Origin of the sequence: Microbacterium natoriense (assembly GCF_030816295.1) — a bacterium.
In the GTDB taxonomy this organism is placed as follows: Bacteria; Actinomycetota; Actinomycetes; order Actinomycetales; family Microbacteriaceae; genus Microbacterium; species Microbacterium natoriense_A.
This window is the reverse complement of record NZ_JAUSXV010000001.1, coordinates 1,673,945-1,693,847: the sequence shown is the minus strand read 5'-3', so window position 1 is coordinate 1,693,847 and position 19,903 is coordinate 1,673,945. Positions and strand designations below refer to the sequence as shown.

Here is a 19,903-nt window from a genome sequence, read left to right as displayed (position 1 = left end):
TCGATGGCCCGCAGCCCCTCCAGCTCCCTCAGCCGTGCGGCATCCGCAACGGACAGACCTCCGCCACGACCGTACGCGCGCTCCTGCAGCGAGCGCAGCTCGACGATGGCCTCGGCGTCCGGCATCCGCTCAGCCGAACCGCTCGAACTGCAGACCGGCCCAGACCAGCCAGCCCAGGCTGTAGGCGGTGGCGGTGAGGCCCAGCACGAGCGCCCAGCGCGCCATCGCGTGGTTCTCGAGGGGGCGTCGCAGTGACATGATCGCCGCGATCACCGCGACGATCGCCACAGGGACCCCCCATCCGACGAAGAACGAGGCGCACAGTGCGACGATCGACGCCAGCAGCGCCCACGGCGCGAGGCGCGCGTCGTCGGCCCGTGCGGGAGCGTCGCTCGGCGACCATTCCTCGTCGCCGTCATCCGCTTCGAGATGAGGGCCGGTCGCGACCACCGGCTCGATGCCGACCGGCCCGGTGGGCAGCTTCGTGTAGCCCTCCCGACGAGCGCCGGGCAGCCGAGCGGCCCCGGCGGGGCGTTCGACCTCGCCGCTGGGTTTGTCGATGCTGGCGTGCAGCCCGTCGTCGGACATGGTCATGATCGCTCGGCCACCTGGATCTCGGTCACGGGCAGCGTCGAGTCCGCCCCGAACGAGAGCGTCGAGGGACGACGCCCCGATGAGATCAGCTCGGCGGCGAGGGCCGCGATCATGGCTCCGTTGTCGGTACAGAGCGACAGAGGGGGGATGCGCACGGTCACCCCGGCGGCCTCGGCGCGGGCCAGCGCGACCTCGCGCAGGCGGCGGTTGGCGATCACTCCCCCGCCGAGCAACAAGCGTGGAACACCGAGGTCCTCGCAGGCGGCCAGCGCCTTCGTCACGAGCACATCCACGACGGCTTCACGGAAGCTCGCGGCGACATCGGCCACCGGCACGTCGATGCCCTCGGCATCGCATCGCTCGATCCATCGTGCGACCGCGGTCTTGAGACCCGAGAACGAGAAGTCGTAGCGGTGCTTCGCGAGGTCCGACGCCTTCGACAGGCCACGAGGGAAGCGGATCGCCTTCGGGTCGCCGTCGAGCGCCGCCCGGTCGATCTCGGGCCCGCCGGGGTAGGGCAGGGAGAGAAGCCGCGCAACCTTGTCGAACGCCTCGCCGGCCGCGTCGTCGACGGTCTCACCGAGCAGTTCGACGTCGGTCGTGAGATCTCGCACATGCAGCAACGACGTGTGCCCGCCGGAAACGAGCAGCGCGATCGTCGGATACTCGAGCGGCTCGGCATCAGGAGTGAGGATGTCTGCGGCGATGTGCCCGACCAGATGATTCACGGCGTACAGGGGCTTGTCGATCGAGACGGCGAGGCCCTTCGCGGCGCCGACCCCGACCATCAGGGCGCCAGCGAGGCCGGGTCCGCTCGTGACGGCCACGGCGTCGAGGTCGTCGAGAGCGACGCCCGCCTCTGTCAGCGCCGCGTCGATCGACGGCTGCAGCGCTTCGAGATGCGCGCGCGCGGCCACCTCCGGCACGACGCCGCCGTAGCGGGCGTGCTCGTCCATGCTCGACGCGATCGTGTTCGACAGCAACGTGCGGCCGCGGACGATGCCGATGCCGGTCTCGTCGCAACTCGTCTCGATGCCGAGGACAAGAGGTCCAGTCATCCCTGCACCCCGCTCTCGTCATCCACCGCGCGCGTCGTCACGTCGACTCGCTCCGCTCGCTCGACGACCGGGAGCGCCCGACGCCGAAGATCGAGCCTCATCACGATCGCGTCCACATCATCCGGCTGATAGTAGCCGGGGCGCCGCCCGATCTCCGCGAACCCCTCCGACAGGTACAGGCCCTCGGCTGCGGGGTTGTCCGCGCGCACCTCGAGGAAGACTTCGCGCGCCCCGCGTTCCGACGCCGCTTCGAGGAGTGCCCGCAGCAGCGCCCGCCCGAGACCCCTTCCCCGCTGTGCGGCGTCGAAAGCGATGGTCTGGATGTCGGCATCCGCCCCTCCCTTCAGAGCGCGCACACCTCCGTAGCCGATCACCAAGCCGTCTGCCTCATCGACGAGATAACTGTTGTGGGCAGAGGCGAGTTCAGCGGCCATCGCCTCGGCGCTCCACGCATCGGTCGGGAAAGACGCCTTCTCGATAGCCATGATGCCGTCGAGATCGTCAGGAGTCGCCGCTCTGAGCGTCACAGCCCCACCTTCTTCGGCGCTCCGGGAACGACCACGTCGGGGTGGCGCATGTACAGCGGCTCATCGTCGGTCAGCGTGCGCTGTGCGGCGAGCGCCAGCGCGCCGACGCGCGCGAGATCGGCACCCGAGAGAGTGACGACGTCGATGCGTCGGATGCCCGCGAGATGCGCGTCCGCGTCGACGGCGCGGACGAGCGTCGTCTCTGCGACGACCGCGGGGAGGCCATCAGCATCCATCCTGTCGAACACGGTGATCGCGACCTCGCGGCGGCGGGCGTCCGTGACGATCGCGAAGCGACCGTCACCTGTGTGCGTGAGGGCGGCGGCGAGATGGCTGGGCACAGGGATCACAGGAACTCCGCGGCCCATCGCGAAGGAACGAGCAGCCGCGATGCCGATGCGGAGCCCCGTGAACGGACCAGGGCCCATACCGGAGACGACGTGCGTGATCTCACCGGCGCCTGCCTCGGCGAGCACGTCGGCGAGCAGGTCACCGATTACCTCGGCATGGCCGAGCGGGTCGGTCGTCGCCGCCTCGGCGCGGAGCGTTCCGTCGTCGTCGACGAGGGCGACGGCGGTACCGAGAGAGGTGTCGACGGCGAGAATCACGCTTCCAGGTTAGCCGGGGAAGCTGAGGCCGGTCGTTCCGCGCGCACCCAGCGGTCACCTCCTGCGGCGCGCGCGGCATCCGCCGCTCGATGCGCGGCGGCCACGAGCATGTCGTAGTCGAACCCGAAGGTCGTCGCCGTCGCCCATCCGACGCTCGCCGAGACGCGGATGCCGGGCATCGCCGTCCCCTCGCCCATCGACGATATCCGGCTCAACAGTGCGGGAACATGGTGCCTCATCGCCTCTTCCCCTGCGCCTATCACGACGATGACCCGGCCGTCGTCGATGCAATGGATGTCTGCCGCCGCGGGAACGGAGCGCTCGACATCGGCGTGGAAGCGATCGCGGACCTCCGCGAAGACCGTCGCCGAGAGGGCCTCGCGCAGATCGACCTGATCATCCAGATGCACATCCAGCACTGACCACGCGTCATCGCCCTGGGCCTCTGCTCGGGCCAGACGCCGACGGGACCGTTCGATCTGCTCGTCCCAGCCGCCCCGGCTCGGCGCATCCGTGCGGACCAGCAGGATCAGAGTGAACGCCGCGCATGTGCTCATCACCATGGCGCCCGTGCTGTTCGTGCCGCGGAGGATTCCAAGCTGCTGCTCGGCCGTCAGCCCGTCGACCGCGAACGCCGAGATCACCGCGACGACGGCGAGCAGAACGAACGTCACCGAGGCGAGGATCAGCGGCATCGTGATGTCGCGGTCGACGTTCTTCATTCGGATCAGTTCGTAGACGATGAGCCCCGCGAACACGCTCGCGGTGAGGAAAAGGGCACGGAACGCGACCTGATATGCCGGGTGCCCCGCGGTGCCAAGCAGCAGCACGGGACCGAGCGCGATGAACGCGATCACCGGCCACCAGATCGGGCGTCTTCCCGCGAAAGCACGCAGCCCCCACCAGACGAGCGGTTCGAAGCTGAACAGGATCGCCGAGGCTCCCGCGCGCATCACGGGATCGTCGAGCTGGTATCCGCCGAGCCAGAGGTACGCGCCGAAGATGCCGATCGCGTACGCCGTGCCCCACGCGATCGTGGCACGACTCGGCTTGGCGAGCGTGGCGAGGCCCGATACCAAGACCGCCAGCACGGTGACGACGGCGACCATGCTGGTCGTCACGTCGACGTTCAACGGCGCGAGGGCTGCGCTGATCACAGGACTCCTTCTGAAGGGCCGACTGAAGAGTCGGCGCCGGCTGGGGTGGGCGGAATCGGGAAACGCAGGGTGACGCGCGTACCATCGCCTTCGACGCTGTGCACGTCTATGGTGCCGCCGTGCATGGCGACGATGTCTCTGGCGATGCCCATGCCGAGGCCCGTCCCGGGGATCGAGGCGCGAATCGCCGAATCGGTGCGGAAGAAGGGTTCGAACAGTCTGCCGAGTTCAGCCTCGGCGATGCCCATGCCGGTGTCGACGACCACGACTTCGGCCGCCTCACCGGCGACCAGCGCGACGGTGATACTGCCCGTGGCAGGTGTGTACTTCACCGCATTGCTGAGAACGTTGTCGATGACCTGGCGCAGCCGGAAAGCATCACCGAGGATCACGAGCTCGGTCGCTCCCTGGATGCCGATATCGAGCCCGGCGGCAGCAGCCATCGGCGCGTAGGAGGCGGCGGAGGCTTCGACGATCTCGCGCAGGTCGACACGCTGGTGCTCCGCCTCACCGCCGCGCGGATCGTCGAGCGCACCCGTGACGAGTCGCTGCATCCGCTCGGCCGCGTTCACGATCACCCCGACCTGCCCGATCACGCGCTCGGGCAGATCGTCGCGCTCGAGCAGCAGGTCGGCATGGCCGATGATCGCGGTGAGGGGATTGCGCAGTTCGTGCGAGACCATCGCCGTGAGCGCTCGGCGCTCCACATCAGCGTCGATCAGGGCGGTGATGTCATCGATGATCACGAGAGTCAGCTGATCGGCGTCACCGGCCATCGCGTGCGTGCTCACATCGAGGGCGTGCCAGGACCCGCCGCTGTCGAACAGCCAGACCCGCTCGCTCTGCAGCCGCTCACCCGCCGCGGCGCGAACGAGGGTCGTGCGCTCGGGAGGGACTGGGCTTCCCCGTCGGTCGTCGTACTCGACGGACGCCGACGGCAGAACGGCTCCGTACCTGTCGCGTCCGTACAGTGTGCGGTAGGCCCCGTTCATCCTGACGATCCGCTGGTCCTCGGCGACGACGACGAGGGCGATGTCGAGAGCGTCGATGATCTGAATGACCCTCATCTGCTGCATCTCCGCGCGCTCGGCCGCTCTCGCCGCCTGCTCCGATTGCCGCTTCAGGAGGCGGCGAGATGCGCGGGACCGATGCGCGCCCAGGCGCACCGTCGTTCCGAGGAAGCTCAGCGTGAACACCACGCTGAGAATGCGCAGCACGATGTCGGCCTGCGTGCCGCTGTGGTCTGCGAAGAGGGCGAGGCACAGTGCGACGAACGCGATGCCCCCGAACACCCAGGGCAGCGTGAAGAACGTCGCGAGCCACGTGATCGGGAAGACCCACAGGAACCCGAGCCGGCTGTCCGGAGCGTTCGTCGTGAATCCGATCGCGAGAGCGTCGAGGAAGGGCACCGCCGCCACCGCAGAACGCGGCAGCTTCTGCCACGGCACGGCGAGGGTCACGATCGTCGTCGCCAGGATCATCCCGAGACCCGCGACAACGAGGGGGTTGCCGAACGAGGCCGGTTTGAAGGCCGCGATCGCGACCGTGATCGCGATCATGCTGCCGGTGAAGATCAGCTGCCATCGCCATATGGAGAGCGTGCGGGTCATGATCCCCTCGCTTCCTCAAGGTTGACGCAAGATTGGTGAAAGAACGTCTTGAGCAGACGTACTCGAAAGCTCGAGAGCCCTAGCATGCTGGGTGGGGCCGGTCCGCGTTCTGGGGAGAAGCGGATGCCGAGGCTGCGGTTTCTGGGGAGCCGCGGCCTCGTCGGCTACCGATCATCCGCTCTCCTCCCCCGTGGTGAGCCGGTACCCCACCCCCCGCACCGTCTCGATGTAGCGCGGACTCGTCGGGGTGTCGCCGATCTTGCGGCGCAGATTCGTCATGTGCACCTCCACTGCACGCTTGTCTGAGGCCGCGATGTAGTCAGAGGCCGCACCCGATGCGGTGCGCACCAGCCGGGCCAGGTCGGCCTTGCTCTGCACGCGCCGCTGCGACTCGAGAAGTGCCGAGAGCAGCACGAACTCCGTCGGGGTGAGCACGACCTCGCCCGTCCCGGCCTGCACCGTGTGAGTGTCGGGATCGACGATGAGATCGAGATGCCGCATGGATCTGCGCGAAGAAGCCGTGGTCTGCGACGTGCTCGACTGCCGCGCAGCCTGGACTTCCGCGGTGGCGGCACTATGCGGGCGCCTCATGAACGCCTCGATCCGCGCACGCAGTTCGCGTGGCCGGAATGGCTTGACGAGATAGTCGTCGGCACCGCTGGTGAGCCCCAGCACCACGTCGGATTCATCGCCGAGTGCCGAGATCATGATTATGTGAGTGCTGCTCATCGTGCGGATGCGGCGAGCGACCTCAAGCCCGTCGATGCCGGGCAGGTTCACGTCGAGTGTGGTGATCGCAGGCTCGTGCCGCGTGATCGCCGCGAGTCCTGACGGGCCATCGCTCCTGAGCACGGTCTCGAAACCGGCCGCGAGAAAGACCTCATCGAGCAGGCTCCGCACATCCGGGTCGTCTTCGATGATGACCGCGACACGCGCACGTGCACTGTGCTCGACCATGTCTCCCCCACGCTGAGAGCGCCCACGCGCCATGGGTCGCGCGAATCCGTGTCTCGCATTCTAGCGATCGGGGGTCGATTCCGTCCCGAGACGTCGAGGGGCGCGTTCACGCCGCTCCCGTGCGAACGTCCGACCAGAAGGCGCACCGCCGCAGTCTGCGGCAGGGGCCCGACATCCGCTCGGTGCGGTCACGCGGCGGAAGCGGTCACCCGGGTGATCGTCACGACGCGCGGTGCATCGGCATCGAGCTCGGATGGGTCGAGGTCGTCGTCGCTCCCGACCGGGCGCTCCAGCTCGACGTCCCACCACGAGTCCGCCAGGTCCTCGGCCATGCCGCGTCCCCACTCGATCACGACGACCGAGCGTGTGAGATCCAGGTCGAGATCGTCGAGTTCTGCGCCGGAGCCAAGACGGTAGGCGTCGACATGCACGAGCGGCGCACGTCCGACGAGACTGGGGTGCGTGCGAGCGATCACGAAGGTCGGGCTCTGCACGGGGCCGCGCACGCCGAGTCCCTCGGCGAGCCCCCGCGTGAAGGTCGTCTTGCCCGCACCGAGGGGGCCGGTCAGGATCAGCAGGTCACCCGGCTCGAGGGTCTCGCCAAGGGCGAAGCCGAGCCTCTCCATCTCCTCGCTCGTGGCGACGTCACGCCGGCCGAGCAGAGAAGGATCGACGCTCACGACGCCCTCCGGGGCACCCGCCCGCCGATACGGGTGACGATCTCGTAATTGATCGTGTCCGCGGCATCCGCCCATTCCGTGGCCGAGGGCATGCCGAGGGTGGGGTCGCCGAACAGCACCACCTCGTCGCCGATCGACACTGCCGTGTCTCCGACGTCGACGACGAACTGATCCATCGCGATGCGGCCGACGTTGACGAACCGACGGCCCGCGATCGAGACGGGCAGCCTGCCGGAGGCGCTGCGCGGCACTCCGTCGGCGTACCCCAGGGGCACGAGCACGAGGGTCGTGTCCCGGTCGGTGCGGTGATCGTATCCGTAGGAGACGCCCGTGCCGGCAGGCACCCGGCGCACAGCCGCGATCGATCCGCGCAGCGTCATCGCGGGCCGCAGTCCGAGTTCGGCTGACGAGCGGTCGTCGAAGGGCGAGAGACCGTAGAGGCCGATGCCGATGCGCACGGCGTCGAGGCGCGTCTCGGGGAGGTCGATCGCGGCCGCGGTGGCGGCGATGTGCCGGATCTCGGGACGGATGCCGAATCCCTCGGCGGTCGCGAGACCCTGCTGGAACTTCGCGAGCGCTGCGCGGTCGTCGTCGGGCGAGGCGTTGGACAGGTGGCTGAAGAGACCGACGATGCGCAATCGGCCGATGCGCTCGAGACGCGCGGCCTCGGCGAGCACACGGTTCCAGTCGGCCGGCGGGATGCCGTTGCGCGAGAGACCGGTCTCGAGCTTCAGATGCACGCCGACGGGGCGATCGACCTCAGCGGCTTTCGCAGCCGCCTCGAGCTGGTCGAACGAGGAGATGCCCACCTCGATGTTCTGTGCCGCGGCGGACTCGAACCTCTCCCCAGGGGCGTGCAGCCACGCGACGATCGGCGCCGTGATGCCCTGACGGCGCAGTTCGAGCGCCTCGGGGATCTCTGCGACACCGAGTCGGGTGGCGCCCCCGGCGAGTGCAGCTACCGCGGTCGCGGCGGCACCGTGACCGTAAGCGTTGGCCTTCACGACGGCTATCACCTGCACACCGGTGAGACGCCGGAAGTGGCGGACGTTGTCGCTGATCGCGTCGAGGTCGATCGTCGCCTCTCGGAAAAGGGTCACAGTGGCTCTCCTTCGGCGACGACGAACGCGGCTGCCAATCCGGCGTCGTGGGTCAGAGTCAGATGCAGCTTCGTGATCCGCCTGTCCTGCACGACCTGAGCCGTGCTGCCGCTGAGGACGAAATGGGGCGCGCCGGAGGCCGCCGAGGCGATCTCGATCTCGGCCCAGTGCACGCCGTCGGAGCCCCCGAGAGTCTTGATCAGGGCTTCTTTCGCGGCGTAGCGCGCCGCGAGCGACGGCAGGCGCAGAGTCTGCTCTGCGGGGGTGAACAGCCGCTGGAGCAGCTTCGGGGTCCGCGTGACGGTCCGCTCGAACCGCGGGATGTCCACGAGGTCGATGCCGGTCCCGATGATCACCCGTTCAGCCTACCCGTGGGCCCGGCGATCCCGCCGTACGGTCCGGCCCCTCCGACTCCTGGCCTCCCCGTCCCTGTCCCTGGTCCCGTCCCTGTCCCTACCCTGTCCCTGATCCCGTCCCGTCTGCAGGCTCAGATTCCGTCTGCAGGCCAAAAACCGGCTTCTGGGCCTGCAGACGGAATCTGAGCCGACCAACGGGACAGCCACTACTCCTCCACAATCGCCCATCCGCTGAATCCATCCACAATCACGTGCTCCGGCATCCGGATGACCAAGCGGATGTCGGATGCTGGTGCGATGCTCACTCCGGCCGGACTCCTCACGAACACCGACGGCGTCGCCCGCACCGCGTGGCTCATGCGCCACGGGTGCACCAAGCGAGAACTGGCGGATGCCGTCACCGCCGGCGCCGTCGCGCGGCTTCGCCGCGGAGTTCTCGCCCTGCCCGACGCCGACCCGAAACTCATCATCGCCGCGCGGCACGGCGGCGCGCTGAGTTGCGCCGATGCCTTGCGCCATCACGGAATCTGGACGCTGCCTCGACCCGATCAGAAGGTGCATGTCTGGCTCGGTGATTCCGGCCGCCTGCATGCGCATCCTCAATGCAAGGCCTTCTGCACGACGCACTTCTCTCCCGGCACGGCGAGACTCGGCTACGCTCCAGTCGTCGTCGCACTCATCCACGCCTTTCGCTGCCTCGATCGCGAAGCGTTCTTCGCCGCGTACGAGTCGGCCTGGAATCAACGAAAGATCTCAGCATCCGATCGCCGCCGGATCCGCAAAGAGCTCCCTGATTCCGCGGGCTGGATGCTGGACCTGGCGCGCCCGGACGCGCAGAGCGGGCTGGAATCGCTGCTGCGGTTCCGGCTGCATCTACTGGGTCTCACGCTCGAGTCACAGGTCAGGATCCCCGGTGTCGGGACTGTGGATTTCGTGATCGACCGGGTGATCCTCGAAGTCGACGGACGCGAGAATCACGCGGGCGCCGAGCGGCGCCACAACGACCTGACTCGCGATGCGAAGTCGTCGGTCCTGGGCTACGAAACGCTGCGTTTCGACTACGCGATGGTTATCTACGAGTGGGATCGCGTAGTCGCGGCGATCCTGGCCGCGCTGGCGCGCTCGATGGCATGACAGCCGTGTCCCGTTTGCAAGCTCAGATTCCGTCTGCAGGCCGAAAACCGGGTTCTGGGCTTGCAGATGGAATCTGAGCCGACCGACGGGACCAGAGGAGCCGGAATGTCCAGTCCAACGGAGACGATTCCTACTCGACCGTGACCGACTTCGCGAGGTTGCGGGGCTGGTCGACGTCGAGCCCCTTCGCAGTGGCGAGCGCCATCGCGAAGATCTGCAGCGGCACGACCGACAGCAGCGGCTCGAACATCGCACCCGCGAGAGGGATGCGGATGACCTCGTCGGCGAACGGCAGAACCGCCACATCGCCCTCTTCGGCCACCACGATCACCCGGGCGCCGCGAGCGCGGATCTCCTGGATGTTCGAGACGACCTTCGAGTGGATCAGCGCGGAGTGCCGCGGCGACGGCAGCAGCACGAACACGGGCTGGCCGGGCTCGATGAGCGCGATCGGACCGTGCTTCAACTCTCCCGCTGCGAAGCCCTCGGCATGGATATACGAGATCTCCTTGAGCTTGAGCGCACCCTCGAGCGCGATCGGGAAGCCGACGTGGCGTCCGAGGAACAGCACCGAGCGGGTGTCGGCCATCCAGCCGGCGAGCTGCTCGACGTGCTCCTGCTCGGAGGCGAGCACCTTGGCGATCTTCTCGGGCAGCGCCTGCAGTTCGGCGACATCGACGGACGCATCGGCCACCGTGCCTCGGACGCGTCCCATGTGCAGGCCCAGCAGCAGCAGCGCCGTGATCTGCGCCGAGAACGCCTTGGTCGAGGCGACGGCCACCTCGGGGCCCGCGTGCGTGTAGACGACGGCATCCGACTCACGGGGAATCGTGGCACCCTGGGTGTTGCAGATCGAGAGCGTGCGTGCGCCGCGCTCGCGTGCGTACTTCACGGCCATCAGCGTGTCCATGGTCTCGCCCGACTGGCTGATCGAGACGACGAGGGTGTCCGCGCCGATCACCGGGTCGCGGTAGCGGAACTCGTGCGCGAGCTCGACGTCGACCGCGACGCGAGCCCACTGCTCGATCGCGTACTTGCCGACGAGGGCGGCGTAGGATGCCGTGCCGCACGCCGTGATGATGATGCGGTTGATGCCGATGAAGAGCTCGTCGAGACCGTCGAGCTCGGGGATCACGACCTGGCCGTCGTGCACGCGGCCGAGGATCGTCTTCGCGACGGCTTCGGGCTGCTCGGCGACCTCCTTGGCCATGAACGACGACCATCCGCCTTTCTCGGCGGCTGCGGCGTCCCACGAGACGTCGAAAGGCTCGGCCTCGACGGGGGTGCCGGCGAAGTCGGTGACAGTGACGGCCTCGGGGGTGATCGATACGATCTGGTCCTGGCCGATCGCGAGAGCCTTGCGGGTGTGCTCGACGAACGCGGCCACGTCGGAACCGAGGAAGTTCTCGCCCTCGCCGAGGCCGATCACGAGCGGCGAGTTGCGTCGGGCTCCGACGACGAGGCCTGGGTGATCCTGGTGCATGGCGAGCAGGGTGAACGCACCCTCGAGGCGGTTCACGACACCGCGGAACGCGAGCTGCAGATCGCCGCCGTTCTCGCGGTACTCGCGGCCGAGGAGGGCCGCAGCCACCTCGGTGTCGGTCTCGCTGCGGAAGCTCACGCCGGAGGCGAGGAGCTCATCGCGCAGTTCGGCGAAGTTCTCGATGATCCCGTTGTGGATCAGGGCGAGCTTGTCGTCGTCCGCCAGATGCGGATGCGCGTTGACGTCGGTAGGGCCGCCGTGCGTGGCCCAACGGGTGTGCCCGATGCCGGTGCTCCCGTCGGGCAGAGCCGCCTCGGCGAGCGAATCGCGCAGCATGCTGAGCTTCCCCGCCTTCTTGCGCATACCGAGAGTGCCGTCGCCATCGATGACGGCGACGCCAGCGGAGTCATAGCCGCGGTACTCGAGGCGGGCGAGCCCTGCGAGCAGGATGTCCTGGCTGGGGCGCGGGCCCACGTATCCGACGATTCCACACATAGGATCAAGGGTAAGCGCGAAGTTTTGGCAGGAGCCCGTACGAATAGTGGATGCCGTGGCACCACCGACTTGAGGACGCGCACCCCCCAGTGCATTTCGACTCTGTGTTTCGTCTCGCTTCGCCCACTCAACGACCATCGCCCGCTCAACATCGACCGCCGACAGAGCAACGCGCGCCGCGCATTAATCCGTCGCGTGTCAGAGCTTGCGCAGCAGCACGCTCTCAACAGCGTGGTCGGCGCCCTTGTTGAGCACGAGGCGCGCGCGGTGCTTCGTCGGCATCACGTTCTCGACGAGGTTCGGCATGTTGATCTCGTTCCAGTAGCCCAGCGCCGTCGTGATGGCCTCGGCATCCGTCAGGTGCGCGAACACGTTGAAGTACGACGTGGGGTTCGAGAACGCGCCCTGCCGCAGCGCGAGGAAGCGATCGACGTACCACTTCTCGATGTGCGCGGTGTCGGCGTCGACGAAGATCGAGAAGTCGAAGAGGTCGCTCACTGCCACGTCGTTCGGCGCCGCCGGCGGCTGCAGCACGTTGAGCCCTTCGACGATCACGACGTCGGGCCGCCGCACGACGACGTGCGCGTCGGGCACGATGTCGTAGCGCATGTGCGAATAGAAGGGCGCTCGCACCTCGGGCGCACCGCTCTTCACCTCGGTGAGGAACTGGATGAGCGATCGTCGGTCGTACGATTCCGGAAAGCCCTTGCGCTCCATGAGGCCGCGGCGCTCGAGCTCGGCGTTCGGGTACAGGAAGCCGTCGGTGGTGACGAGCTCGACGCGAGGCGTGCCGGGCCAGCGGCTCATCAGCTCGCGCAGCAGACGAGCGATGGTCGATTTGCCCACGGCCACAGACCCGGCGACGCCGACGACGAAGGGAGTGGTCGAATCGTCCTCCTGCAGGAATGACGATGTGGCGGCCCCGAGTCTCTTGGTCGAGGTGGCGTACAGCGAGAGCAGGCGACTCAGCGGCAGATACACCTCGCGCACCTCGGTGAGATCGAGCCGGTCTCCGATGCCACGGAGCTCGACGACCTCGGTCTCGGTGAGCGGTTGGTCCAGCCCTGCTGCGAGCCGTGCCCATTCCGCCCGACCGATCTCCCGATAGGGAGACAGCGGGAGCGTGGGGTCGACAGTCGTCACGACTCAATGGTATCCGCGGCGCAGGTAGTCTCTTTCCCGTGCGTCTGGGAATTCTCGACATCGGCTCGAACACCGTCCACCTCCTGGCCGCGGATGCCCGCCCGGGAGGCCGTCCTCTGGCGACGACTAGCGATCGCACGGTCGTGCGGATCATGCGCTACCTCACGCCGGAAGGCGCCATCAGCGAAGAAGGCGTGCAGGCGCTGGTCGCAGCGGTCGCCCGCGCACGATCGATGGCGGAGGCCGAGCGCGTGGACACCCTGCTCGCCACGGCGACGAGCGCGGTGCGCGAAGCCCTCAACGGCGACGACGTGATCGCCCGCATCGAGGCGGCGCTCGGCCAGCCGCTGCAAGTGCTGACCGGCGAGCAGGAGGCCGAGTTGACGTTCCTCGCGGTGCGGCGGTGGTTCGGATGGGATGCCGGCCGCATCCTGCTCTTCGACATCGGCGGCGGCTCGTTCGAGTTCGCGGCGGGAGCCGACGAGGTGCCCGAGGTCGCGGCATCCGTGCCTCTGGGTGCCGGACGCATGACGGTGCAGTTCATGCCGGACGACCCGCCCGGCGAGGATGCCGCAGCTCAGCTCCGCGCGCATGCCGAGACGGTGCTCGCTCCCGTGGCCGAGAGGATCATGGCCCTCCCCCGCCCCGACCACGTCATCGGGTCGTCGAAGGCGATCCGCTCGCTCGCGAACCTCGCCGGCCGCGAGGTGACGGGTCTCGGCTTCGACCGCACCGTGTTGTCGCGCTCGTCGCTCGGGTCGTGGATTCCGCGGCTCGCGCGGATTCCGGCATCCGCTCGTCAGGAGCTGCCCGGAATCACCGCCGACCGGGCGCTGCAGATCGTCGCGGCGGCCGTCTCGCTGCACACCGCCATGACGATGCTGAAGATCGACGAACTCGAGGTGTCGCCGTGGGCGCTGCGCGAGGGTGTGCTGCTGCGCTACACAGAGCAGCTCAGCTGGAGCGGTCGGGCCTGACCCGGCTGCCGAACGCTCAGCGCCACCACTCCGCGAGCGACTCCGCCAGTACGCGTCCCTGATCGAACCCGGCTCGGGCCGCCTCTGCGCGCAACGAGAGGTCCATGGCGGTGGCGCCCAGCATCCGCTCGATCCCCTCACCCGGGAAGACCGTCTCGATCCTGCTGCCGGCGGCCCGCAGCTCGGCCACCTGGGCCGCAAGATCGGTGCCCCACGAGAGCGGATGCCGGGTGCGCCCGCCGAACGGCGACAGCACCAGCACCCGGTCGGCCCCGGCAGCCAGATCGGCGTTCTCGTTGCGCCGGTATCCGCCGTCGATGTACCGTTCGTCGCCGATCGCGTAGGCGAAGCCGCTCGAGCAGCTCGCGGCGACGGCGTCGACGAGATCCACGCCGCTGTCGCGATCGAAGACGACCGGCTCGCCGCTGCGTGCATCCACCGCCGCGATCTGCAGCCGGCGCTCCGGCCACGCTGCGTCTGGCAGCCGGCGTGCGACGATGCCGCGCCAGTGCGCGGACTTCTCCCCGTCGGGGTCGAGAGCGACCGCCGCGGCGCCCATCCGACGGCGCATGTCGCCGGCATCCGTCGCTTCGGCGATGATCGCCGCTGTTCGGGCCATGTTGTCGGCTGCGGCCTGGGTATGCACGGGTCCGACCCGCGCGGGAACCGGGGCCAGCGACGCCTCGAACAGTTCAGCGGGCCGCATCGAAGCGAGTTGCGCGGCTGTCGTCGCTCCGGCGGACGTGCCGATCAGCAGGTCGGCGTCTGCCACGACGAGACCCCCGTCGAGCAGTCCCGCCGTCAGGCCGATCATCCACGCGTTGCCGGTAGATCCTCCGCCGGCCAGGACGAGTGCGGTGCGAGTCATGTCGACATCCTCCCGTATCCGGAACCGAGAAAGCGGGCGGATGCCGTGACAGCATCCGCCCGCTTCGAACGATCTCTCAGAGCGCCAGGCGCTCGCGCACGACGTCGGCCAGACGAGTGGCATAGGTCTGCACCGACTCGGCATCCGCCGCTTCGACCATGACCCGCACCAGGGGTTCGGTGCCCGACTTGCGGAGCAGCACGCGTCCGGTGTCGCCCAGTTCGGCCTCCACCTCGCGCACCGCGGACTGCACGACCTCGTCGCCTTCGAGCGCGTCTCTGTCGACACCGCGGACGTTGATCAGCACCTGAGGGTAGACCGTCATGACGCTCGCGAGCTCGGCGGCGGTCTTCTTCTGCCGCGCCATCTCGCTCACCAGGTGCAGGCCGGTCAGCAGACCGTCGCCGGTGGTGGCGAACTCGCTCATGATCACGTGACCCGACTGCTCGCCGCCGAGCGCGTAGCCGCCGGCATTCATGTCTTCGAGCACGTAGCGGTCGCCGACAGCGGTCTGCCGAACAGTGATGCCGTGCTCGCGCATCGCGACATGCAGGCCGAGGTTGCTCATGACGGTGGCGACGAGGGTGTCGTCGGTCAGGTGACCGCGCTCCTTCATCGACACGGCGAGGATCGCCATGATCTGATCGCCGTCGATGATCTTGCCCTCTGCGTCGACTGCCAGGCAGCGGTCGGCGTCGCCGTCGTGGGCGATGCCGATGTCCGCGCCGAGGCGCACGACCGCTTCGGCCAGCTTGTCGAGATGGGTCGAGCCGACGCCGTCGTTGATGTTCCAGCCGTCGGGATCGGCGCCGATCACGGTGACGTCGGCTCCCGCGTCCTTGAACGTCTCGGGAGAGACACCGGACGCCGCGCCGTTCGCGCAGTCGAGGACGACCTTGATGCCGTCGAGCGGATGCGGAATCGAGCCGAGCAGATGCACGACGTAGCGGTCTTCGGCGTCGGCGAAGCGGATGATCCGGCCCACGCTGGCGCCGGTCGGGCGGAGCTTCTCGCCGGCCATCGCGGCCTCGATGCGCTCTTCGACGACGTCGGGCAGCTTGACTCCGCCGCGGGCGAAGATCTTGATGCCGTTGTCGGGAGCAGCGTTGTGCGATGCGGAGATCATGACACCGAAGTCGGCATCACGATCGGCGATGAGGAAGGCGAGCGCCGGCGTCGGGATGACGCCGGCTTCGAGCACGTCCACACCGGAGGAGGCGAGTCCCGCCGCGACGGCTGCTTCGAGGAAGTGGCCGGAGACGCGAGGGTCTCGTGCCACGACTGCGGTGAGTCGCTTGCCAGCGGCTTTGCGAGCCTCCGCAGTACGGCCCTGGCCCAGGACGACAGCAGTCGCCTGGGCCAGGGTGAGCGCCAGATCGGCGGTGAGGGTGCCATTGGCAAGCCCTCGCACGCCGTCCGTGCCAAAGATCGGCATCGGTCGGTGAGACCTTAGCGCTTCGAGTACTGAGGCGCCTTACGGGCCTTCTTGAGACCGGCCTTCTTGCGCTCCTTGACGCGAGCGTCGCGCGACAGGAAGCCGGCCTTCTTCAGGGTCGGACGGTTGTTCTCCGCGTCGATCTCGTTCAGCGCGCGAGCGATGCCGAGACGCAGTGCGCCGGCCTGACCCGAGGGGCCGCCACCGGAGATACGCGCGATGACGTCGTAGCCGCCGGCGAGGTTGAGCACCGTGAACGGGTCGTTGATCAGCTGCTGGTGCAGCTTGTTCGGGAAGTAGTCCTCGAGCGTGCGGCCGTTGACCGTGATGGTGCCCGAGCCGGGGATCAGACGCACGCGGGCGATGGCCTGCTTGCGACGGCCCACAGCGGCGCCCGGGACGCTGAGCACGGGGCGGGGAGCCACCTCGACTGCTTCGGTCTCGGGAGTCGACGTCGAGAAGTTCTGGGGGGTTTCGGTGGTGTCCTGGATGTCAGCCACGAGTATGTCCTTAAGTCCTTTAGGTCCGGCGCTTACTGGGCGACCTGGTCGAGGGTGTACGTCTGCGGCTGCTGAGCGGCGTGCGGGTGCTCGGCACCGACGTACACCTTGAGCTTCGTCAGCTGCTGGCGGCCGATGCTGTTCTTGGGGAGCATGCCACGGATGGCCTTCTCCACAGCGCGGACCGGGTTCTTCTCGAGGAGCTCGGCGTAGGTGACCGACTTCAGACCGCCCGGGTAACCCGAGTGGCGGTAGGCCAGCTTCTTCTGGAGCTTCTGACCGGTGAGCGCGACCTTGTCGGCGTTCACGATGATGACGAAGTCACCCGAGTCGATGTGGTTGGCGAAGGTCGGCTTGTGCTTGCCACGCAGGAGCGCGGCGGCGTGCGAAGCGAGACGGCCGAGAACGACGTCGGTTGCGTCGATGACGACCCAGTCACGCTGGACCTCGCCGGCCTTCGGGGTGTAAGTGCGCGTCACGATAGTGCTGCTTTCTTGTTCGAACGGAGAAGTTCGTGAATCCCACTCCGGGGTGGTTCCCTGTGGCCTGCGGACAGGACTTCGGGGAACACGCCAGTGGAGGGCTCACGTTCGCGGCACTCGGCAGTCGAGTACCAAAGTGACAGCTTACGCCATGGGAGCAGGGTTTTGCGAATCGGGGCGGACGCTCTCTGCGGCATCCGCCCCGGGCGGGACTCAGCCGATGTCCGCTCGCTCCCCGGGCTCGAGCACCTGCAGGCGATCCGCACGATCGGCGTGCGCGAACATGCCGATCAGGCGCTCGCGCGTCTCCGAGAAGTGGAACCACCCTTCGGCGTGAACCGGGACGATGACGGCATCCCCCAGCACCTCTGCAGCCTCGAGCGCCGTGCGCGCGTTGAGGGTCAGGTCGCTGTCACCGAAGCGTCCGACGTTGGCCGCACCCGCGAACAGCACCGCGATGTCGATGTCGGGGAACCGATCGGCGATCTCGCGGACCAGGTCGACCGAGGCGTTGTCTCCCGAGACGTACACGGTCGGATGCGCGTCGGCTTCGAGGACGAACCCCGTCACGTCGCCGCTCAGCGCCTCGGCACCCTCCGGGCCGTGCAACGCGGGGACGGCGGTGATGACCGCATCTCCGACTCGATGCCGCTGCCACGGCACGAGTCCGGTCGCATGTGCGATCCTCTCGGCGGAATCGATCGTCGTCAGCACCTGCGGCACGACGGCGAGCAGCGCACGACCGGAGTCGTCGAGGTTGTCGGCATGCTGTTCGTGCGACAGGAGGACGACGTCGATCTCTCCTAGTGCGGATGCGGGGACGGCCGGTCCGGCCAGCTTGTAGAGCGTCGCGCCGCCGGGGTAGACGCCGGGCTCGTCGAAGGTGGGGTCGGTGAGGATCGACAGTCCGGCGTACGTGAAGTGGAGCGTCGGGCCGCCGACGAGAAGTGCGGAGATGCGTGTCATGGCTTCAGTCTTCGGCATCCGTCGTTCACGATCCAGTGGCCTGAAGGCATCTATTCGATAAGATCAGGCCATGAGTCGTTCGCACCCTGGCGGGAGGGTCGCCGTTCTGGCCTTCCCGCACATCAGCCCCTTCCACCTGTCGGTGCCGACGCTCGTGTTCGGCGGGGCGGGACTCGACAGCGTCGACGGGCTCTACGACGTCACGGTGTGCGCCGAGCATCCGGGTTCGATGCCCACCGGCGCCGGCTACTCGATTCAGGTGGATGCCGGGCTCGACGCGATGACGACCGCGGACCTCGTCGTGATCCCGAGCTGGCGGAACGGCATGACGCCCTCCGAACCGCTGCTCGACGCGGTTCGCACCGCGCACGCCCGCGGTGCCCGGATCGTCGGCCTGTGTCTCGGAACGTTCGTCGTCTCGGCATCCGGAGTGGCTGACGGACGCGAGGTCTCCACCCACTGGGCCGCCGCATCGCGACTGGCATCCGAGCAGCCGCAGGTCGGTGTGCGCGACGACGTGCTGTGGACCGACCTCGGCGATGTGATCACGTCCGCCGGAGCGGCGGCCGCACTCGACTGCTGCCTGCACATCGTCCGCTCCGATCACGGCAGCGTCGCCGCCGCGGCACTCGCCCGCGCGCTCGTGCTCGCTCCGCATCGCACCGGCTCACAGGCGCAGTACATCCCGGCGCCGGTGGTCGCCGCATCCGCTGACGATCCGATCGGGCGTGCGATGCTCTGGGCCCGCGCCGACCTCGCGGGCTCCTTCGACGTCGACGACTGGGCGGGATCGGTTCATCTGTCGCGCCGCACCTTCACTCGACGGTTCCGCGAGCGCACCGGGACCAGTCCGCAGCAGTGGCTGCTGGACCAGCGGGTCGAGGCCGCTCGCGCGATGCTCGAGAGCTCCGACGCGTCGGTCGAGCGCATCGCAGAACTCGCGGGTTTCGGCAGCGCGGTGTCGCTGCGACTGCACTTCCGGCAGCGTCTGGGCGTGAGCCCCGCCGCGCACCGCGCGGCGTTCCGTGTAGGCGCCGCATGACGAAGGCGCCGCCCGACGTCCGTACGGCAGCTGACCGGGTCAGTCGAACCTGGCCGTGACGAGGATCGGCCGGTGATCACTCGATCCCTGCGGAAGAGTGGTCACCCGCTCGATCTCGAACCCGGTCGACGTCGCGAAGTCGTAGTGTCCGCGGAAGACCCGATACCGCGTGTAGGTGTGATCGTCGCTGAGGGTGAGCGCGTACCCGTGCTCCCTGATCGCGTGGCCGAGGTTCTCCTTGAAGACCGGATAGTTGTAGTCCCCCACCATGAGCTGGGGCAGTCCTGGCCCGAGCGCCGACAGCTGTGTGAGCGCGGCGCGGATCTGGTGCCGACGCAGTGAGTTCAGTGCGGTGAGCGGGGCGGCGTGGAAAGAGGCCACGATGAGTTCGCGCCCCTCGTCGATGTCGTGCAGTCGGGCTCCGAGGACGCGCTCATGCGCCGGTTTCGCGATGCGATCGTGAAGCGACTTCTTCAGTTCGATGGCCTTGACTGCGAGCACCCGGTAGGTGCTCGCACGGTAGTACAGCGCCAGTCCGAGTCGATTGCCCTGCGTGGCCTCGGCGAGAGCGAGGTCGCCGATCTGCTCGGGGAGCCCCGCCACGTCGCACTCCTGCAGGCACAGGAGATCGGGGTCGTGCGCGCGGACCAGTTCGACGAGCTCTCCGGCCGCGCGGTGCTTCTGCAGGTTGTAGGAGATGACCTTCATGACGGTTTCACGCTACTCGCGGA

21 protein-coding genes are annotated in these 19,903 nt (G+C 68.2%); 3 read left to right on the top strand and 18 right to left on the bottom strand.

What is annotated here, in order from left to right; genetic code table 11:
- Positions 1–129: 129 nt before the first annotated feature.
- From QFZ53_RS07750 to QFZ53_RS07705, 10 genes are all read right to left on the bottom strand, one after another.
- Positions 130–594 (bottom strand): hypothetical protein, encoded by a 465-nt coding sequence (locus tag QFZ53_RS07750; protein WP_307295156.1) that lies wholly within the window; start codon positions 592–594, stop codon positions 130–132.
- Entirely contained in the window at positions 591–1,652 is a 1,062-nt protein-coding gene (gene tsaD, locus QFZ53_RS07745) for a tRNA (adenosine(37)-N6)-threonylcarbamoyltransferase complex transferase subunit TsaD (RefSeq protein WP_292905577.1), read from the bottom strand. Before tsaD ends, QFZ53_RS07750 begins: the two co-directional genes overlap by 4 nt.
- On the bottom strand, positions 1,649–2,179 hold the full coding sequence (gene rimI / locus QFZ53_RS07740; protein ID WP_307295154.1) for a ribosomal protein S18-alanine N-acetyltransferase: 531 nt from the start codon (positions 2,177–2,179) through the stop codon (positions 1,649–1,651). The genes tsaD and rimI overlap by 4 nt, the downstream gene beginning before the upstream one ends.
- Positions 2,176–2,787 (bottom strand): tRNA (adenosine(37)-N6)-threonylcarbamoyltransferase complex dimerization subunit type 1 TsaB, encoded by a 612-nt coding sequence (tsaB, locus tag QFZ53_RS07735; protein ID WP_307295151.1) that lies wholly within the window; start codon positions 2,785–2,787, stop codon positions 2,176–2,178. Before tsaB ends, rimI begins: the two co-directional genes overlap by 4 nt.
- Entirely contained in the window at positions 2,784–3,944 is a 1,161-nt protein-coding gene (locus QFZ53_RS07730; protein WP_307295150.1) for a hypothetical protein, read from the bottom strand. Before QFZ53_RS07730 ends, tsaB begins: the two co-directional genes overlap by 4 nt.
- Positions 3,941–5,554 carry a sensor histidine kinase gene (locus tag QFZ53_RS07725; protein ID WP_307295148.1) on the bottom strand — a complete coding sequence of 538 codons (1,614 nt, stop codon included), beginning with the start codon at positions 5,552–5,554 and terminating at the stop codon, positions 3,941–3,943. The genes QFZ53_RS07730 and QFZ53_RS07725 overlap by 4 nt, the downstream gene beginning before the upstream one ends.
- Positions 5,555–5,725: 171 nt before the next feature.
- A complete protein-coding gene (locus QFZ53_RS07720; protein WP_307295146.1) occupies positions 5,726–6,511 on the bottom strand; it encodes a response regulator transcription factor in 786 nt (261 codons plus the stop codon).
- Positions 6,512–6,699: 188 nt separating this feature from the next.
- On the bottom strand, positions 6,700–7,191 hold the full coding sequence (tsaE, locus tag QFZ53_RS07715) for a tRNA (adenosine(37)-N6)-threonylcarbamoyltransferase complex ATPase subunit type 1 TsaE (protein ID WP_373426255.1): 492 nt from the start codon (positions 7,189–7,191) through the stop codon (positions 6,700–6,702).
- Positions 7,188–8,291 carry an alanine racemase gene (alr, locus tag QFZ53_RS07710; protein ID WP_307295144.1) on the bottom strand — a complete coding sequence of 368 codons (1,104 nt, stop codon included), beginning with the start codon at positions 8,289–8,291 and terminating at the stop codon, positions 7,188–7,190. The genes tsaE and alr overlap by 4 nt, the downstream gene beginning before the upstream one ends.
- Positions 8,288–8,647 (bottom strand): holo-ACP synthase, encoded by a 360-nt coding sequence (locus QFZ53_RS07705; RefSeq protein ID WP_292905591.1) that lies wholly within the window; start codon positions 8,645–8,647, stop codon positions 8,288–8,290. The genes alr and QFZ53_RS07705 overlap by 4 nt, the downstream gene beginning before the upstream one ends.
- Positions 8,648–8,944: 297 nt before the next feature.
- Here QFZ53_RS07705 and QFZ53_RS07700 point away from each other — a divergent pair, with 297 nt between their 5' ends.
- Positions 8,945–9,781 carry a DUF559 domain-containing protein gene (locus QFZ53_RS07700; RefSeq protein ID WP_307295142.1) on the top strand — a complete coding sequence of 279 codons (837 nt, stop codon included), beginning with the start codon at positions 8,945–8,947 and terminating at the stop codon, positions 9,779–9,781.
- Between the two features lie 130 nt (positions 9,782–9,911).
- Here the strand turns inward: QFZ53_RS07700 and glmS are convergent, their stop codons facing one another.
- Positions 9,912–11,759: a glutamine--fructose-6-phosphate transaminase (isomerizing) gene (gene glmS / locus QFZ53_RS07695; protein ID WP_307295140.1), complete on the bottom strand. Its 1,848-nt coding sequence runs from the start codon at positions 11,757–11,759 to the stop codon at positions 9,912–9,914.
- Between the two features lie 198 nt (positions 11,760–11,957).
- A complete protein-coding gene (gene coaA / locus QFZ53_RS07690; RefSeq protein WP_292905597.1) occupies positions 11,958–12,902 on the bottom strand; it encodes a type I pantothenate kinase in 945 nt (314 codons plus the stop codon).
- Between the two features lie 38 nt (positions 12,903–12,940).
- Between coaA and QFZ53_RS07685 the strand changes: the two genes are divergently transcribed.
- Positions 12,941–13,879 (top strand): Ppx/GppA phosphatase family protein, encoded by a 939-nt coding sequence (locus QFZ53_RS07685; protein ID WP_307295139.1) that lies wholly within the window; start codon positions 12,941–12,943, stop codon positions 13,877–13,879.
- Between the two features lie 16 nt (positions 13,880–13,895).
- Here QFZ53_RS07685 and QFZ53_RS07680 read toward each other — a convergent pair whose 3' ends face one another.
- From QFZ53_RS07680 to QFZ53_RS07660, 5 genes are all read right to left on the bottom strand, one after another.
- Positions 13,896–14,747 carry a patatin-like phospholipase family protein gene (locus tag QFZ53_RS07680; protein WP_307295137.1) on the bottom strand — a complete coding sequence of 284 codons (852 nt, stop codon included), beginning with the start codon at positions 14,745–14,747 and terminating at the stop codon, positions 13,896–13,898.
- Positions 14,748–14,823: 76 nt separating this feature from the next.
- Positions 14,824–16,182 (bottom strand): phosphoglucosamine mutase, encoded by a 1,359-nt coding sequence (gene glmM, locus QFZ53_RS07675; RefSeq protein WP_307295135.1) that lies wholly within the window; start codon positions 16,180–16,182, stop codon positions 14,824–14,826.
- Positions 16,183–16,196: 14 nt separating this feature from the next.
- Positions 16,197–16,682 carry a 30S ribosomal protein S9 gene (gene rpsI, locus QFZ53_RS07670; protein ID WP_292905623.1) on the bottom strand — a complete coding sequence of 162 codons (486 nt, stop codon included), beginning with the start codon at positions 16,680–16,682 and terminating at the stop codon, positions 16,197–16,199.
- Between the two features lie 32 nt (positions 16,683–16,714).
- Complete coding sequence (gene rplM / locus QFZ53_RS07665; protein ID WP_292905625.1) at positions 16,715–17,161, bottom strand: 50S ribosomal protein L13; 447 nt, start codon at positions 17,159–17,161, stop codon at positions 16,715–16,717.
- Positions 17,162–17,377: 216 nt separating this feature from the next.
- Positions 17,378–18,130, bottom strand: a complete 753-nt coding sequence (locus tag QFZ53_RS07660) for an MBL fold metallo-hydrolase (RefSeq protein ID WP_307295133.1) — start codon at positions 18,128–18,130, stop codon at positions 17,378–17,380.
- Between the two features lie 70 nt (positions 18,131–18,200).
- Here QFZ53_RS07660 and QFZ53_RS07655 point away from each other — a divergent pair, with 70 nt between their 5' ends.
- The gene (locus tag QFZ53_RS07655; RefSeq protein WP_307295131.1) at positions 18,201–19,172 is read left to right on the top strand and encodes a GlxA family transcriptional regulator; all 972 of its coding nucleotides are present in this window, start codon (positions 18,201–18,203) and stop codon (positions 19,170–19,172) included.
- A gap of 39 nt (positions 19,173–19,211) precedes the next feature.
- Here QFZ53_RS07655 and QFZ53_RS07650 read toward each other — a convergent pair whose 3' ends face one another.
- Positions 19,212–19,880, bottom strand: coding sequence for an endonuclease/exonuclease/phosphatase family protein (locus QFZ53_RS07650; RefSeq protein WP_307295130.1), 669 nt, complete (start codon positions 19,878–19,880; stop codon positions 19,212–19,214).
- Between the last annotated feature and the right edge of the window lie 23 nt (positions 19,881–19,903).

Bases quoted from the DNA above. Each gene is read 5' to 3' on its own strand.
- QFZ53_RS07725 (WP_307295148.1), bottom strand. From the start codon at position 5,554: ATGACCCGCACGCTCTCCATATGGCGATGGCAGCTGATCTTCACCGGC.
- QFZ53_RS07700 (WP_307295142.1), top strand. From the start codon at position 8,945: ATGCTCACTCCGGCCGGACTCCTCACGAACACCGACGGCGTCGCCCGC.
- QFZ53_RS07660 (WP_307295133.1), bottom strand. From the start codon at position 18,130: ATGACACGCATCTCCGCACTTCTCGTCGGCGGCCCGACGCTCCACTTC.
- QFZ53_RS07650 (WP_307295130.1), bottom strand. From the start codon at position 19,880: ATGAAGGTCATCTCCTACAACCTGCAGAAGCACCGCGCGGCCGGAGAG.
- QFZ53_RS07680 (WP_307295137.1), bottom strand. From the start codon at position 14,747: ATGACTCGCACCGCACTCGTCCTGGCCGGCGGAGGATCTACCGGCAAC.
- QFZ53_RS07720 (WP_307295146.1), bottom strand. From the start codon at position 6,511: ATGGTCGAGCACAGTGCACGTGCGCGTGTCGCGGTCATCATCGAAGAC.
- tsaD (WP_292905577.1), bottom strand. From the start codon at position 1,652: ATGACTGGACCTCTTGTCCTCGGCATCGAGACGAGTTGCGACGAGACC.
- glmS (WP_307295140.1), bottom strand. From the start codon at position 11,759: ATGTGTGGAATCGTCGGATACGTGGGCCCGCGCCCCAGCCAGGACATC.
- QFZ53_RS07655 (WP_307295131.1), top strand. From the start codon at position 18,201: ATGAGTCGTTCGCACCCTGGCGGGAGGGTCGCCGTTCTGGCCTTCCCG.
- glmM (WP_307295135.1), bottom strand. From the start codon at position 16,182: ATGCCGATCTTTGGCACGGACGGCGTGCGAGGGCTTGCCAATGGCACC.
- QFZ53_RS07750 (WP_307295156.1), bottom strand. From the start codon at position 594: ATGACCATGTCCGACGACGGGCTGCACGCCAGCATCGACAAACCCAGC.